Below are 14,884 nucleotides of genomic sequence, written 5' to 3'. Positions count from 1 at the left end.
GAAAAATCAATCCGGAGCAGAGAAATAGAGTGAAATATTCACGAAGGAAGAGGAACTAAAGAGACTGTGACAACATGAGTTTATCTGGGTCTTTTCTCAATTAGTCCGTTAGTTCACAGTACTGAACACTTTGTTTCAACCTTTAAAAACAAGTTGTTTCAGTATATAAAAACATTTTGTTTTTATGCGATAGAACGAGATGTTCTGTTAAGAGAAACAAAGTGTTCTCTTTAATGAAACAAACTGTTCTGTTAAAGGAAACACTTTGTTTTGCCAAACCAAACACGCGACAGCGCCAGCCTTCACATTCTTTCGGCATATCATGAAAAAGGCAGTAACTTCGCAGTTACTGCCTCATCTTGAAAGGAAACATACATTCCTTTCTGTTATGAATTACCAAAAAGAATTCTATTAATTGACGCTATACAGCAACCATGCCTTCTGGAAGTCATCATTCGAAGGATGTTTAGCTTTGAAAGAGTCGCGCAGATTCTCGGCGGATGCTCTGTCATCGAATGTACCGATAACTACACGATACAGGTTTCTTTCTGCATTGTAAACCACCATTGCAGTATAGCCTTCATTCACCAATGCCTGCTTCACACCTTCCGCATTAGCTTTCACGCTATAAGCTCCGCAAACTACACTAAAGGTTTTCAAGCTGGTACCACCTGATACCACAGTCACCTTTTCCTGACGCATGCCGGCAGGTGCACTTTCCACCACCTTTACTTCTACCGGAGCGGTAACCACTGGAGCCACCTCTTCAGCAGGGGCAGTTGTTTGCGGCTCGGCCAATTCCTGCTGTTTTGCCTTTTCATATGCTTTCTTATAAGCACTTTCACTTGATTTACAAGAAGAGAATGCCAGAGCTATGCATACTCCCATTCCCAATACGGCTAATTTTTTCATCTTTTCTATTGTTTTTATTAGTAAAATCGTCTATTCTTATTCTTTATCTCAAAATTTTCGAAAAATAGATTTCGTGCCCTCATATTCCAAACGCAATGAAGAGTAGGACAAATCTTCTACTTTAAAGGTACATTTTCCTTCCGGCCACCCGAAATAAGTATCATAATTTTTATCGTTAACGCTTTCAGGCAACAAAATAATGGAAATTTCAGCACCTTTCAAAGAATAATTTCCAAAAAACGTAGTCAACCCTCCATCTTTCAACAAACATATGGCAGAAAAACTTCCTTTTTGAAAATTATAGAATACACTGTCCACCTTCTCTGATGTACCGTCGGCATATTGATACTGACGCAACTGCCACTTACCGGCCAAGTCACCACCACCATTCATGCAAGCGGTCAAAGTACAAGCCACCAATACAATCCAAAGATATTTTAAATGCAATTTCATCATTTTTCCATGCCACTATCTAAATATGGAACAAAAGTACACCATAACATGCGATTATACCTCAGCATCCTTAGTTAAATATAATTAAACCCCTCCATAAAAAGAGATTTCCCGGAAGACTTGACGTATATTTGCCAAATATAAACAGAGCATGAGGCTCACTTAATTGATTACATGACATTTGAAAATTTGAATTTGATAGAACCTATATTGAAGGCTCTTCAAGAAGAGGGGTATTCCACCCCTACCCCAATCCAGGAAAAATCGATCCCTATATTACTTCAAGGAAAAGACTTATTAGGATGTGCTCAAACCGGAACAGGCAAAACCGCCGCATTTTCCATCCCTATCTTGCAAAAGTTATATAAAACGGATAACCGCAAAAGTATCAAAGCACTCATTCTGACGCCGACCCGCGAGTTGGCCATACAGATAGGAGAATGCTTCAGTGCATATGGTAAGTATACCGGATTGAGACATGCCGTCATCTTCGGCGGTGTAGGACAAAAGCCACAGACAGACGAACTGAAACGTGGAGTACAAATACTGATTGCAACTCCCGGACGACTGCAAGACCTGGTCAACCAAGGTTTCATTAACCTAAAAGCGCTCGAGTTCTTCGTATTGGACGAAGCGGACCGGATGCTAGACATGGGATTCATACATGATATCCGACGCATATTAAAGTTGTTGCCAGCAAAACGGCAGACTCTCTTCTTCTCGGCCACAATGCCTCCGGAAATAGAGACCTTGGCAAACTCCATGCTGACGCACCCCGAGAAAGTGGAAGTCACCCCTGCATCGTCTACGGTTGACACAATCTCCCAATCAGTCTATTTCGTTGAGAAAAAAGAGAAAAAAGACTTACTGATTCATCTGCTGAAGAATCCGGCTATCAAGTCCGTACTTATCTTCACCAGAACTAAATATGGAGCAGACAAACTTGCACGTACCCTTAGTAAGTCCGGAATAAGAGCCGAAGCCATACATGGAAACAAGTCGCAGAATGCCCGACAGCGAGCACTGACCGGCTTTAAGAACCATGAACTGCGTGTACTGATAGCAACCGATATTGCAGCACGAGGTATCGACGTGGACCAACTATCACACGTCATCAACTATGAGTTGCCCAACATTCCGGAAACATACGTGCACCGTATCGGACGAACCGGACGTGCCGGCCACGACGGTATTGCCCTCTCCTTTTGCGAATCGGAAGAACTGCCTTACCTGAAAGATATCCAAAAATTGATAGGGAAAAGTATCCCAGTAATAAAAGAACACCCATTTGTCACCGCCGATGGTTTAAAAGCCCAGAAAATCAAGACTGAAGAAATTAAGGCCAAAACCAAGGAAAACAAAATCTATCGCGGGAGCCGTACGAATGGAGACTTTTGGAGAAGAAAAAAGCAAACCTCGCAAAACAACACCCCAAAAGGAGTTGGAAGATAAAGACAATCATAAAAAAACTGATATTCCGAACAAAGTTTCAAAAAAATTTGTTAGTTTTGTCGTACGAACCTCAAAAAAGAAAGGAATATCATTATGAAAGGATTAAATGTTTTAGCAGCTTTCCTGGGTGGCGCCGCAGTAGGTGCAGCCCTCGGTATCTTATTTGCTCCTGAAAAAGGAGAAGACACCCGTAACAAAATCGCAGAAATTCTCCGTAAGAAAGGGATTCGTCTGAACCGAAGCGAAATGGAAGACTTGGTAGATGAAATTGCTGCGGAAATCAAAGGTGAGGTAACGGAATAAGGTAAAAAACAGAACCACTATGTTTGCAGACGACAAAAGTATAGAAAATATGCAGCAGCTCTTCATTGAATTCAAGAAATACCTGGAGCTGCAAAAAGAATATACCAAACTGGAAGTCACCGAAAAACTGTCCAAACTGCTTTCTACGCTTTTATTGGTGCTATTGGTCGTCATACTCGGCGTAGTGGTTCTGTTTCATCTGTCGTTTACGCTGGTCTATATCTTAGCTCCGCTGGTAGGCGGGCTAATGATGAGTTTTGCACTTATCACGTGCTTCCATATCCTACTCATCGTTCTGCTTGTCCTATTCCGCAAAAAGCTCATTATTGATCCGACAGTAAAACTTATCGCAGAATTATTCTTAGACAATTAATTCGAAATATTCATGGATAATACGACCAATACCACTCCCGTCACTTTAGAAAGCATAGCCCAGAAAAAAGCCATGCTGCTACAGGAAATACGACTCCAGAAAGAGATTATGACCGGACTCACACAAGAGATTTTTGCTCCGCTGGAACCAGCCACCAACAAGGCAAATGCCATGATGAGAGCATTCAACACGGGTATGGCTGTTTTTGACGGTATAGTATTGGGGGTAAAGGTAATGAAGAAATTCAGAAAAATATTTGGAAGAAAGAGATAGAATATCGGATAAAAAAAGAGGGGATGGCCATAACAGTCATCCCCTCTTTTTTATCCGATATAGTCTGAGCACTTTTATACGTACGTCTCAAGCAACTTCACTGCTCCTTCAGGCACAATCGTCACTTCTTGGGTTGCAGCTGGCAGCAGGATTGTTTCGCCCGCTTGTACGGAAACTTCATTCTTCTCATTATCAATAATACGGCAAGAACCCTCCACACAAATAAAAATAACAAAAGAATCCAGTTCAGAATAGTCACAAGTGATTTCTTCCGTCATGTCATAGATGGAAGTCGTGAAATACGGGCTTGCCACCATTTCTACCGGTTCATTCTGCACCTGCTCGTACTCCGTACGAAAATCGTCCTGCACATCTGCAAAATTAATGGCATCAATGGCCTGGCTTGTATGCAGTTCTCTTGATTTACCATCCTTATCCTTACGATTGTAATCAAAAATACGGTAAGTGATATCCGACGTTTGCTGTATTTCTGCTACAAAAGCTCCCGCACCGATTCCATGTACCCGACCTGCAGGCACATAAAACACATCGCCCGGTTTAATGGCGCAAGTCTGCAGAACATCCGCAAACGTACCATTATACACTCGTTCCTTATATTCTTTCGGAGTAATCTGCTCTGCAAAACCGGAAATCAGCTTGGCACCCTGGTCAGCAGCAATAACATACCACATTTCATTTTTACCAAAACTGTTATGACGTTTCTTAGCCAACTCGTCACCCGGGTGTACCTGAATCGACAAGTCCAACTTGGCATCAATAAACTTTATCAATAAAGGAAACTTATTTCCGAAACGTGCATAGTTGGCTTCTCCTACCAGGTCTTCCTTATATTTTCTGACCATATCCGGCAGCGTCAATCCTTTGTCTGCACCATTGGCCACTATAGACTCACTGCCTTCTACTGCCGACACTTCCCAACTCTCGCCTACATTGGCAAGGGTATCATTCAAATGTTTGAATGGAATAATCTTGTCGCCTCCCCAAAGCGTCTGCTTCAGAATAGGCTCAAATTTTAGAGGATACATTCGTTGTTTTTATTAGAACTTTCTGTTAATGATGTGATTTTTTTAGATTCCGGGGGCAAACATACAAAAAATATCAATTTGTATTCCATTTGTTAAACGCTAAACTTTCCTAAAATGTTCTCCACATTTCCTTCCAATTACTTGGGGGAACAAAAGAATTTCTTTTTATTTGCAAGAAATTTAATTAATACCATGGATATGATAAACACTACTCCAACAGAAAGTAATTTGTCCGGTTTGAACCAAAAAGACTTTCAAAAGGATATAAATAACAAAAAGACAGATTTGTTTATCCTGAAGAATGCCCAGGGAATGGAAGTTGCAGTTACTAATTACGGCTGTGCAATACTTTCCATCATGGTACCCGACAAAAATGGCAAATATGCCAATGTTGTATTAGGACACGACAGTATTGAACATGTAATCAACAGCCCGGAACCTTTTCTAAACACTACCATCGGACGCTACGGTAACCGGATAGCTAAAGGAAAGTTTACTTTATACGGCGAAGAGCACCAATTGGCAATCAACAATGGTCCCAACTCACTGCATGGTGGTCCGACTGGTTTCCATACCCGTGTATGGGATGCTGTCCAGCCAGAGCCATCAACAGTCATCTTCAACTACACATCCGCTGACGGCGAAGAGGGCTTCCCCGGAAATCTCGAAGTAGAAATGACTTATCGCCTGGAGGATGAGACCAATGCTCTGGTCATCGAATACCGGGCTACTACCGATAAAGCCACCATCGTCAATCTGACCAATCACGGTTTCTTCAATCTTGCCGGTATAGCCAATCCCTCCCCTACAGTCTTAAACAATATCGTTACCATCAACGCAGATTTTTATGTACCCATCGATGAAGTATCCATTCCTACCGGAGAGATATTGAAGGTAGAAGGTACTCCTATGGATTTCCGTACTCCCCATACTCTTGGTGAACGAATTGATGAGAAACATACACAAATTGTGAATGGCGCAGGATATGACCATTGCTATGTACTGAACAAGACTGAAAGTGGAGAGCTGAGCCTTGCAGCCACCTGCATAGAGCCCAACAGCGGACGAACTATGGAAGTATATACCACTGAAAATGGCGTCCAGCTTTACACTGGAAACTGGCTCGGAGGCTTTGAAGGTGCCCATGGAGCCACTTTCCCTGCAAGAAGTGCAGTCTGCTTTGAGGCCCAGTGTTTTCCCGATACGCCCAACAAGTCCCATTTTCCGTCGGCAGTATTGCTACCGGGTGATGAGTACCAGCAAGTGACAATCTACAAGTTTGGTGTACAAGAATGAAATAACTAATCCAATTTATAAACTTATTAATTTTACAAAACCATGACACAACAAAAACAGAATGGTAAACTCATCGCAATTATCACGATGATCTTCCTTTTTGGTATGATTTCATTTGTTACCAACCTTGCTGCCCCTATGGGAATCGTACTGAAAAATCAGTTTTCAGTATCCAACGCTTTAGGGATGTTGGGTAACTTTGGTAACTTTATTGCATATGCAGTGATGGGAATACCAAGCGGCATCTTACTACAACGGGTAGGGTATAAAAAAACGGCATTGATAGCAGTAGCTGTAGGCTTTATCGGTGTAGGTATCCAATATTTATCAGGTCATTCAAGCCCTGATATGGCTTTTGCCGTATATTTGATTGGCGCTTTCATCGCCGGTTTCTCCATGTGTTTGCTTAATACGGTAGTCAACCCGATGCTGAACAAGCTCGGCGGCGAAGGTAACAAAGGAAACCAGCTTATCCAAGTGGGTGGTTCTTTCAACTCCGTAATGGCCACCATTACTCCGATGTTCGTAGGTATCCTGATTGCCGGTTCCATTGAAAAAGCTACTATCTCTCAGATATTCCCTGTAATGTACACAGCAATGGCTGTATTTGCCATCGCGTTCTTCGTTCTTTTGATTGTGCCCATACCGGAACCCAATGCTGCAACTTCAACAGAACCTATCGGTAAGTTGATGTCAGGCGCTTTAAAATTCCGCCACTTCATTTTGGGAGCTATAGCGATCTTTGTATATGTAGGTGTCGAAGTTGGTGTACCGGGTACTCTGAACTTGTTCTTGACCGATCCGATTGAAAAGGGAGGAGCAGGCATTTCTTCCACCATTTCCGGTTTTGTTGTAGGTACATATTGGTTCCTCATGCTGATTGGACGTCTGGCCGGCGCTTCATTGGGTGCAAAAATCTCCAGTAAGGCAATGCTTACCTTTACTTCCGCATTAGGCTTACTTTTGGTATTCCTTGCCATCTTCTCATCTACCGGTTCGCTTGTCAATCTGCCGGTACTCCAACAAAGTGCTACGGGAGGTCTCTCTTTCGGATTTGCAGAAGTACCCATCAATGCAATGTATCTGGTACTGGTAGGTCTGTGTACTTCCATCATGTGGGGTGGTATCTTTAATTTGGCCGTAGAAGGATTGGGTAAATATCTGGCAGCGGCTTCCGGTCTGTTCATGGTATTGGTATGCGGCGGCGGCATCTTGCCCGTTATCCAAGGTTTGGTGGCCGACATTGCAGGTTTCATGCCGAGTTACTGGGTTATCATCGCAGCCCTTGGCTATCTGTTGTTCTACGGTTTGGTAGGCTGCAAAAATGTCAATAAGGACATCAAGGTCGATTAACAAGAAAATATAGGTAATTTATTTATTCACCTTATAAAATATAAATATCATGGATATAGAATACGTAAGAAGCCGTTTCATCAAGCACTTTGACGGAACAACGGGAGCTGTTTATGCTTCTCCGGGTCGCATCAACCTTATCGGTGAGCATACAGACTATAACGGTGGTTTTGTATTCCCCGGAGCAATCGATAAGGGAATGATTGCAGAAATAAAGCCCAACGGCACAAACACAGTAAAAGCTTATTCCATCGACCTGAAAGATTACGTGGAATTTGGCTTGAATGAAGAAGATGCACCCCGCGCAAGCTGGGCAAGATATATCTTTGGCGTGTGCCGGGAAATGATGAAACGCGGTGTAGATGTAAAAGGTTTCAATACCGCTTTTGCAGGCGATGTGCCTCTGGGTGCAGGAATGTCCTCGTCAGCAGCTTTGGAAAGTACCTATGCCTATGCTTTGAACGACTTGTTCGGTGACAACAAGATAGACAAATTTGAATTGGCAAAAGTGGGACAATCTACAGAACACAACTATTGTGGCGTAAACTGTGGTATCATGGACCAATTTGCTTCTGTATTCGGAAAGAAAGGAAGCCTCATCCGCCTGGATTGCCGTTCACTGGAATATCAGTATTTCCCATTCGACCCGCAAGGCTATCGTCTGGTTCTTGTAGATTCTGTAGTGAAACACGAACTTGCATCTTCAGCATACAACAAACGTCGTCAAAGCTGCGAAGCTGCTGTTGCCGCTGTTCAGAAGAAGCATCCACACGTAGAATTCCTGCGTGACGTTACCATGGGCATGCTGGAAGAAGCCAAAGCCGACATCAGCGCAGAAGACTATATGCGTGCAGAATATGTCATCGAAGAGATTCAACGCGTACTCGACGTTTGCGACGCCCTGGAGAAAGGCGATTATGAAACTGTAGGCCAAAAGATGTATGAAACACATCATGGCATGAGTAAGTTGTATGAAGTAAGCTGCGAAGAACTCGATTTTCTGAATGACCTTGCATTCGATTGTGGAGTTACCGGTTCACGTGTCATGGGCGGTGGATTCGGTGGATGTACAATCAATCTGGTAAAGGATGAATTGTACAGTACATTCATCGAAAAAGCAAAAGATGAATTCAAGAAGAAGTTCGGCAGAAGCCCAAAAGTATATGATGTAGTCATCAGCGACGGTGCCCGCAGATTAGAATAATAGACATCAGCATTCAAATAAAAGGCGTTTCCCAGTAATGAGAAGCGCCTTTTTCTTCTCCCCTATTCCACCGTTTTCCACTCTAAAAACAAAATCATCCGAGAAGTTTATTCCGAACACATCTATCTGTACAGCCAGTTGGCACAGATATGTTTCTTGACACTTATGTTGCATAACATATAAAAGTGTACAGCCTACACTAAAGAAAAGTGTTACTTTTACACCCAAAGAAAGATAATCATCTCATTTACATTAAATACAAAACCATGAAAAGACATGTTCTACTTGCAGGAATTGCCGCAATGATGCTAACTGCGTGCAATCAAAAGACAGAAACAACGCTTACGCTGTCCGGTCTTGATCCAGTAAAATTCCAAACAACAGTCAATGACGCCCAGACACAGCTTTATACGCTGAAGAATAAAGCGGGCATGGAAGTATGCATCACAAACTTTGGAGGACGTATTGTATCCATTATGGTACCCGACAAAAATGGAGTTATGCAGGATGTAGTATTGGGCTTTGACAGCATTGCCGATTACATCAACATACCAAGTGACTTTGGTGCTTCTATCGGACGCTACGCCAACCGGATTAACCAAGGGAAAATCGTTCTTGACGGAGATACCATACAGTTACCACAGAACAATTTCGGACATTGCCTGCACGGTGGCCCCAAAGGATGGCAATACCAAGTATACAGTGCCAATCCCATTGACAGCACAACTCTGGAGCTCACCCGCATTTCACCGGATGGAGACGAGAATTTCCCGGGTAATGTTACGGCAAAAGTACTTTTCAAGTTAACGGATGACAATGCCATTGATATAAAATACAGTGCAACAACAGACCAAAAGACGGTTATCAATATGACTAACCATTCTTATTTCAATTTATCAGGTGATCCTTCAAAGGCAGCAACAGACCACATCTTATACATCAATGCAGACAACTATACTCCGGTAGACAGTACTTTCATGCCAACGGGTGACATCATCTCCGTCAAAGAAACACCAATGGACTTTACCACTCCCAAGAGTGTGGCACAAGACATCAACCGGATTGACTTTGAACAAATAAAGAACGGAAACGGATATGACCATAATTGGGTACTGAATACTAAAGGTGACCTATCCCAAGTGGCAGCCAAACTGACATCGCCTATAAGCGGCATCACCCTGGAAGTTTATACCAATGAGCCAGGCATACAAGTATATACCGGGAATTTCCTGGACGGCACCGTAAAAGGTAAAAAAGGCATTACTTACAACCAGCGCGCTTCCGTATGCCTTGAGACACAACATTATCCGGATAGCCCCAACAAAGCCCAATGGCCTTCTGTCGTACTGGAACCCGGACAAACATACAACAGTGAATGTATCTTTAAATTCACTATAGAAAAATAACCTTTTAAATACACATCGTACAATGAATTGGAATTCACATGAATTTATATGGCTCGACTGGGTAATCCTCATAGTCGGCATGGCAGCTGTAATATGGGCTGTATGGCGTGCTGTCCAGAAAGACAAACGTATGCAACAAGGAGCAAGCAGTGCTGATTATCTATTTGGTAAAGGAGAACCCTGGTACATTATCGGTGCAGCAATCTTTGCTGCCAACATTGGCTCGGAACACCTGGTAGGTCTTGCCGGAACCGGAGCAAAATCGGGAGTAGGCATGGCTCACTGGGAAATGCAAGGCTGGATGATTCTTCTTTTAGGATGGTTGTTTGTTCCGTTCTATCAGTTGCTGAATAATAAGATGGGAAAAATCATCACTATGCCCGATTTTCTGAAATACCGTTACACACAACGCACGGGTTCATGGCTCTCCATCATAACACTGATTGCCTACATTCTGACTAAAGTGAGCGTAACAGCCTATACCGGAGGTATCTTCCTCGAATTTCTTCTTGGACTACCATTCTGGTACGGAGCTATCGGCCTGATTGTACTGACCGGTCTTTTCACGGTATTGAGTGGTATGAAGGGGGTAATGACCCTTTCAGCTATCCAGACCCCTATTCTAATTATCGGTTCCTTTCTCGTTCTGTTCCTGGGGCTGTCAGCTCTAGGTGGTGGAAGTATCGCTACCGGCTGGACAGAAATGATGGAACATGCCCGCAATGCCATGAATGTAGGAGCAGACGGCCATGCATACGGTGCCAACCACATGTTCCATTGGAGTGAAGCAGACCCGATGTATCAGGAATATCCCGGTTTTTGGGTATTCATCGGAGCTTCCATCATCGGTTTCTGGTATTGGTGTACAGACCAGCACATTGTTCAACGTGTGCTTGGACAAAGTAAAGGAGAAGCGAATGATGTCGTAATGAAGCGCGCCCGTCGCGGTAGCATTGCAGCCGGTTACTTCAAGATTCTGCCGGTATTCATGTTCCTCATTCCGGGCATGGTGGCAGCAGCCCTGGCCGCCAAAGGCGAGTTCGACATGTCAAACACAGATGCCGCTTTTGCCGTTATGGTAAAAGACGTGTTGCCCGCCGGTGTAAAAGGCATTGTAACTATCGGTTTCATCTGTGCCCTGGTTGCTTCGCTGGCTGCATTCTTCAATTCATGTGCCACTCTCTTCACTGAAGATTTCTATAAACCCATGTGCAAAGGTAAAAGTGAAGCTACCTACGTATTGGTAGGACGTATTGCCACAGTAGTAGTTGTTATCCTTGGTATGGCATGGATTCCCATCATGATGAGTCTAGGAAGTCTATACGATTACCTCCAAGGCATCCAGTCACTCCTGGCTCCTGCCATGGTAGCCGTATTTGCATTGGGTATCTTCTCAAAACGGATTACACCGAAAGCGGGTGAAGTAGGCATGATTGTAGGATTCATCATCGGTATGGTACGCCTACTGACGAATATCTTTACCAATACCGGTAAAGACGTCATGAACGGCTGGTACTGGGAATACACCAGCTGGTTCTGGCAGACCAACTGGCTCATCTTCGAAATTTGGCTGCTTGTATTCCTGCTCGTACTGATGGCAGTAGTTTCTTGTTTCACTCCCAAACCCACTGCCGAGCAGATAGAAGCCATAACCTTCACCGGCAGTTACAAAAAACTAATCAGAGAAAGTTGGAATAAATGGGATGTCATTGCTTCACTGGGAGTTGTGATTCTCTGTGCTCTATTCTATATTTATTTCTGGTAACACTCAACTGTCAAACGATAAATATACATACTTATGACAACTTATTATAGTAAGAACCCCAAATTCTACGTCTCCGTGGACTGCATCATTTTCGGTTTCAACGAAGGGGAACTGAACCTGCTGCTGCTGAAGCGTAACTTTCAGCCGGCAATGGGCGAATGGTCTCTGATGGGAGGATTTGTACAAGAGGATGAAAGCGTGGACGATGCTGCCAAACGCGTACTGCATGAACTGACCGGACTGGACAATGTATACATGGAGCAGGTCGGCTCATTCGGAGCCATCGGCCGTGACCCGGGCGAACGTGTTGTCTCTATTGCCTACTACTCACTAATCAACATCAATGAGTATGATAAAGAACTGGTGCAGAAACACAATGCATTTTGGGTAAATATCAACGAACTGCCGGAACTGATTTTCGACCATCCGCAAATGGTAGCGCAGGCACGGAAGCTGATGCAGCAGAAGGCCTCTACCGAGCCGATAGGCTTCAACCTGCTACCCAAGCTGTTCACCTTATCGCAGCTACAAAGTCTATACGAAGCCATCTATGGAGAAGCCATGGACAAACGCAACTTCCGTAAGCGGATAGCCGAACTGGACTGTATCGAAAAGACGGACAAAATAGACAAAACCGGCTCCAAACGGGGAGCTGCACTATATCAGTTCAACGAGAATCTATATCGTAAGGCACCGAAATTTAAACTGTAAAATAGAGTTATGTTAGAAGCACTGAAAGAAAAAGTATTCCATGCCAATCTTGAGTTGGTGAAGCATGGACTGGTTATCTTCACCTGGGGCAATGTTTCGGCCATCGACCGTGAGACGGGATTGGTAGTCATCAAGCCCAGTGGTGTAAGCTACGATGACATGAAAGCTACAGATATGGTAGTGGTGAATCTTGACGGTAAGGTCGTGGAAGGACGGTTAAAGCCCTCTTCAGACACGCCGACCCACCTGGTTCTCTATAAAGCATTCCCCGAAATCGGCGGTGTGGTGCACACGCACTCTACTTACGCCACAGCCTGGGCACAAGCCGGATGTGACATACCGAATATCGGGACAACACATGCCGATTACTTCCACGACGCCATACCCTGCACAGCAGACATGACGAAGGAGGAAGTGGAAGGAGCGTATGAACTGGAAACGGGAAATGTCATCGTAAAACGCTTTGAGGGGCTGAACCCGGTACATACTCCCGGAGTATTGGTAAAGAACCACGGTCCTTTCTCGTGGGGAAAAGACGCACACGAAGCGGTACATAATGCCGTAGTGATGGAGCAGGTGGCAAAAATGGCAAGTATAGCCTATGCCGTGAACCCCAATCTGACCATGAATCCGCTGCTGATAGAAAAACATTTCAGCCGCAAGCACGGTCCTAACGCTTATTATGGACAGAAATAACTATCATTCTTTAAATATAAACTATAAAAATAAATTGTATGAACACATTTGAACAATATGAAGTATGGTTCGTAACCGGAGCACAGCTCTTGTACGGAGGTGACGCAGTTATCGCAGTAGACGCACATAGTAATGAAATGGTGAAAGGTCTGAATGATTCCGGGAAACTGCCCGTAAAGGTAGTATATAAAGGTACGGTCAATTCATCCAAAGAAGTAACCGCTACCTTCAAAGCCGCCAACAACGACGATAAGTGTATCGGAGTCATCACCTGGATGCACACCTTCTCTCCTGCCAAAATGTGGATTCACGGTTTGCAGGAACTGAAGAAGCCATTACTACACTTCCATACACAGTTCAACAAGGAAATTCCCTGGGAGACGATGGACATGGATTTTATGAACCTAAACCAATCGGCTCACGGCGACCGCGAATTTGGACACATCGTGACACGTATGCGAAAGAACCGCAAAGTGGTAGTAGGCCACTGGCAGGACGAAAAAGCCCAAAACCAGATTGCCGCATGGATGCGCGTAGCTGCCGCATGGGCTGATGCGCAGGATATGCTCATCATCCGCTTCGGCGACCAGATGAACAACGTGGCTGTGACAGACGGTGACAAGGTCAGTGCCGAACAAGTATTGGGCTATCATGTGGACTACTATCCCATCAATGATGTGATGACATACTACAATGCTGTCAGCGACGAGGACGTGAAGGCACTCGTAGCAGAATACTTCAAGCTCTACGACCACGCTCCCGAACTGGAAGACGCACGTACGGAAGCCTACACCAAAGTATGGAACTCCGCCAAGGCCGAAATCGCCATTCGCCGCGTGCTGAAAGACACGGGTGCCAAAGGCTTCACCACCAACTTCAACGATTTGGGCGACTTTGACCAAATCCCCGGACTGGCCTCACAGCGACTGATGGCAGAAGGTTACGGCTTCGGTGCCGAAGGCGACTGGAAAACTGCGGCACTATACCGTACCACTTGGGTGATGAGTCAAGGCATGCCGAAGGGGTGCTCCTTCCTCGAAGACTATACGCTGAACTTCGACGGAGAAAAGAGCGCCATCCTGCAGGCACACATGTTGGAAGTCTGTCCACTGATTGCCGAACAGAAGCCGAAACTGGAAGTGCACCGTCTGAGCATCGGTATCGACAGCGAAACAGCCCGCCTGGTATTTACCAGCAAGCAAGGTGAAGGTGTAGCCGCTACCATCGTAGACCTGGGCAATCGCTTCCGCCTCATTGTGAACAAAGTAGAATGCATCAAGAGCAAGCCTCTGCCCAAGTTGCCCGTTGCCAGCGCACTGTGGATTCCAATGCCCAACCTCGAGGTGGGCGCTGCAGCCTGGATTCTGGCCGGAGGTACACATCATACCAGCTTCTCCTACGACCTGACGGTGGAATATTGGGAAGACTTTGCCGAAATGGCCGGCATCGAAATGGTAGTCATCGATGAAAATACCACCATCAGCGAGTTCAAAAAAGAACTGCGCATGAATGAAGTCTACTATATGCTGAACAAGGCACTTTGCTGATAATCATTACGGATTACCGATTGCGGACTACTAATTACACGTACCACAAACGTAACTAGTAGTTTGCAATTAGTAATCCGTTGTTTATAATCGT

General features: G+C 44.5%; 15 protein-coding genes. 12 read left to right on the top strand and 3 right to left on the bottom strand.

The annotated features are described in order from the left end of the window. Positions 1–411 precede the first annotated feature (411 nt). Both DW096_RS05495 and DW096_RS05490 read right to left on the bottom strand, forming a co-directional pair. On the bottom strand, positions 412–912 hold the full coding sequence (locus tag DW096_RS05495; RefSeq protein ID WP_005826564.1) for an SPOR domain-containing protein: 501 nt from the start codon (positions 910–912) through the stop codon (positions 412–414). A gap of 48 nt (positions 913–960) precedes the next feature. Beyond that, a complete protein-coding gene (locus DW096_RS05490; RefSeq protein ID WP_172685027.1) occupies positions 961–1,365 on the bottom strand; it encodes a lipocalin-like domain-containing protein in 405 nt (134 codons plus the stop codon). A gap of 174 nt (positions 1,366–1,539) precedes the next feature. On the opposite strand from DW096_RS05490, the gene DW096_RS05485 reads away from it, so the two are divergent. The 4 genes from DW096_RS05485 (at position 1,540) to DW096_RS05470 (ending at position 3,766) form a co-directional block, all read left to right on the top strand. Continuing rightward, on the top strand, positions 1,540–2,817 hold the full coding sequence (locus DW096_RS05485) for a DEAD/DEAH box helicase (protein WP_087332666.1): 1,278 nt from the start codon (positions 1,540–1,542) through the stop codon (positions 2,815–2,817). A gap of 93 nt (positions 2,818–2,910) precedes the next feature. Then, the gene (locus tag DW096_RS05480; RefSeq protein WP_005826568.1) at positions 2,911–3,120 is read left to right on the top strand and encodes a YtxH domain-containing protein; all 210 of its coding nucleotides are present in this window, start codon (positions 2,911–2,913) and stop codon (positions 3,118–3,120) included. 19 nt (positions 3,121–3,139) lie between these two features. Then, positions 3,140–3,493 (top strand): phage holin family protein, encoded by a 354-nt coding sequence (locus DW096_RS05475; protein ID WP_005826569.1) that lies wholly within the window; start codon positions 3,140–3,142, stop codon positions 3,491–3,493. Between the two features lie 12 nt (positions 3,494–3,505). Further along, on the top strand, positions 3,506–3,766 hold the full coding sequence (locus DW096_RS05470) for a hypothetical protein (RefSeq protein ID WP_005826570.1): 261 nt from the start codon (positions 3,506–3,508) through the stop codon (positions 3,764–3,766). A gap of 74 nt (positions 3,767–3,840) precedes the next feature. Here the strand turns inward: DW096_RS05470 and DW096_RS05465 are convergent, their stop codons facing one another. Continuing rightward, complete coding sequence (locus DW096_RS05465) at positions 3,841–4,812, bottom strand: type I phosphomannose isomerase catalytic subunit (RefSeq protein WP_005836045.1); 972 nt, start codon at positions 4,810–4,812, stop codon at positions 3,841–3,843. Between the two features lie 198 nt (positions 4,813–5,010). On the opposite strand from DW096_RS05465, the gene DW096_RS05460 reads away from it, so the two are divergent. The 8 genes from DW096_RS05460 to araA all read left to right on the top strand — a co-directional run bounded on the left by DW096_RS05460 (position 5,011) and on the right by araA (position 14,790). Then, on the top strand, positions 5,011–6,108 hold the full coding sequence (locus DW096_RS05460; protein WP_034528954.1) for an aldose epimerase family protein: 1,098 nt from the start codon (positions 5,011–5,013) through the stop codon (positions 6,106–6,108). A 42-nt stretch (positions 6,109–6,150) separates the two neighbouring features. Further along, positions 6,151–7,461 (top strand): sugar MFS transporter, encoded by a 1,311-nt coding sequence (locus DW096_RS05455; protein WP_005826573.1) that lies wholly within the window; start codon positions 6,151–6,153, stop codon positions 7,459–7,461. A 49-nt stretch (positions 7,462–7,510) separates the two neighbouring features. Then, positions 7,511–8,665 (top strand): galactokinase, encoded by a 1,155-nt coding sequence (gene galK, locus DW096_RS05450; protein ID WP_005826576.1) that lies wholly within the window; start codon positions 7,511–7,513, stop codon positions 8,663–8,665. 266 nt (positions 8,666–8,931) lie between these two features. After that, the gene (locus DW096_RS05440) at positions 8,932–10,071 is read left to right on the top strand and encodes an aldose epimerase family protein (RefSeq protein ID WP_117962620.1); all 1,140 of its coding nucleotides are present in this window, start codon (positions 8,932–8,934) and stop codon (positions 10,069–10,071) included. Between the two features lie 22 nt (positions 10,072–10,093). Then, positions 10,094–11,836: a sodium:solute symporter gene (locus tag DW096_RS05435; RefSeq protein ID WP_044468142.1), complete on the top strand. Its 1,743-nt coding sequence runs from the start codon at positions 10,094–10,096 to the stop codon at positions 11,834–11,836. Between the two features lie 33 nt (positions 11,837–11,869). Further along, positions 11,870–12,547: an NUDIX domain-containing protein gene (locus DW096_RS05430; protein ID WP_044468143.1), complete on the top strand. Its 678-nt coding sequence runs from the start codon at positions 11,870–11,872 to the stop codon at positions 12,545–12,547. A 9-nt stretch (positions 12,548–12,556) separates the two neighbouring features. After that, complete coding sequence (locus tag DW096_RS05425; protein WP_044468144.1) at positions 12,557–13,243, top strand: L-ribulose-5-phosphate 4-epimerase; 687 nt, start codon at positions 12,557–12,559, stop codon at positions 13,241–13,243. Positions 13,244–13,281: 38 nt separating this feature from the next. Further along, the gene (gene araA / locus DW096_RS05420) at positions 13,282–14,790 is read left to right on the top strand and encodes an L-arabinose isomerase (protein WP_117962618.1); all 1,509 of its coding nucleotides are present in this window, start codon (positions 13,282–13,284) and stop codon (positions 14,788–14,790) included. The last annotated feature ends 94 nt before the right edge of the window (positions 14,791–14,884 follow it).

This window comes from Bacteroides sp. AM07-18 (assembly GCF_003602695.1).
Classification (GTDB): domain Bacteria; phylum Bacteroidota; class Bacteroidia; order Bacteroidales; family Bacteroidaceae; genus Bacteroides; species Bacteroides uniformis.
This window is presented reverse-complemented; position numbering and strand designations above follow the sequence as displayed.

What these genes read in the sequence shown, in the direction of transcription:
- DW096_RS05495 (WP_005826564.1), bottom strand. Translation starts at nt 912, where the DNA reads ATGAAAAAATTAGCCGTATTGGGAATGGGAGTATGCATAGCTCTGGCA.
- DW096_RS05490 (WP_172685027.1), bottom strand. Translation starts at nt 1,365, where the DNA reads ATGAAATTGCATTTAAAATATCTTTGGATTGTATTGGTGGCTTGTACT.
- DW096_RS05485 (WP_087332666.1), top strand. Translation starts at nt 1,540, where the DNA reads ATGACATTTGAAAATTTGAATTTGATAGAACCTATATTGAAGGCTCTT.
- DW096_RS05480 (WP_005826568.1), top strand. Translation starts at nt 2,911, where the DNA reads ATGAAAGGATTAAATGTTTTAGCAGCTTTCCTGGGTGGCGCCGCAGTA.
- DW096_RS05475 (WP_005826569.1), top strand. Translation starts at nt 3,140, where the DNA reads ATGTTTGCAGACGACAAAAGTATAGAAAATATGCAGCAGCTCTTCATT.
- DW096_RS05470 (WP_005826570.1), top strand. Translation starts at nt 3,506, where the DNA reads ATGGATAATACGACCAATACCACTCCCGTCACTTTAGAAAGCATAGCC.
- DW096_RS05465 (WP_005836045.1), bottom strand. Translation starts at nt 4,812, where the DNA reads ATGTATCCTCTAAAATTTGAGCCTATTCTGAAGCAGACGCTTTGGGGA.
- DW096_RS05460 (WP_034528954.1), top strand. Translation starts at nt 5,011, where the DNA reads ATGATAAACACTACTCCAACAGAAAGTAATTTGTCCGGTTTGAACCAA.
- DW096_RS05455 (WP_005826573.1), top strand. Translation starts at nt 6,151, where the DNA reads ATGACACAACAAAAACAGAATGGTAAACTCATCGCAATTATCACGATG.
- galK (WP_005826576.1), top strand. Translation starts at nt 7,511, where the DNA reads ATGGATATAGAATACGTAAGAAGCCGTTTCATCAAGCACTTTGACGGA.
- DW096_RS05440 (WP_117962620.1), top strand. Translation starts at nt 8,932, where the DNA reads ATGAAAAGACATGTTCTACTTGCAGGAATTGCCGCAATGATGCTAACT.
- DW096_RS05435 (WP_044468142.1), top strand. Translation starts at nt 10,094, where the DNA reads ATGAATTGGAATTCACATGAATTTATATGGCTCGACTGGGTAATCCTC.
- DW096_RS05430 (WP_044468143.1), top strand. Translation starts at nt 11,870, where the DNA reads ATGACAACTTATTATAGTAAGAACCCCAAATTCTACGTCTCCGTGGAC.
- DW096_RS05425 (WP_044468144.1), top strand. Translation starts at nt 12,557, where the DNA reads ATGTTAGAAGCACTGAAAGAAAAAGTATTCCATGCCAATCTTGAGTTG.
- araA (WP_117962618.1), top strand. Translation starts at nt 13,282, where the DNA reads ATGAACACATTTGAACAATATGAAGTATGGTTCGTAACCGGAGCACAG.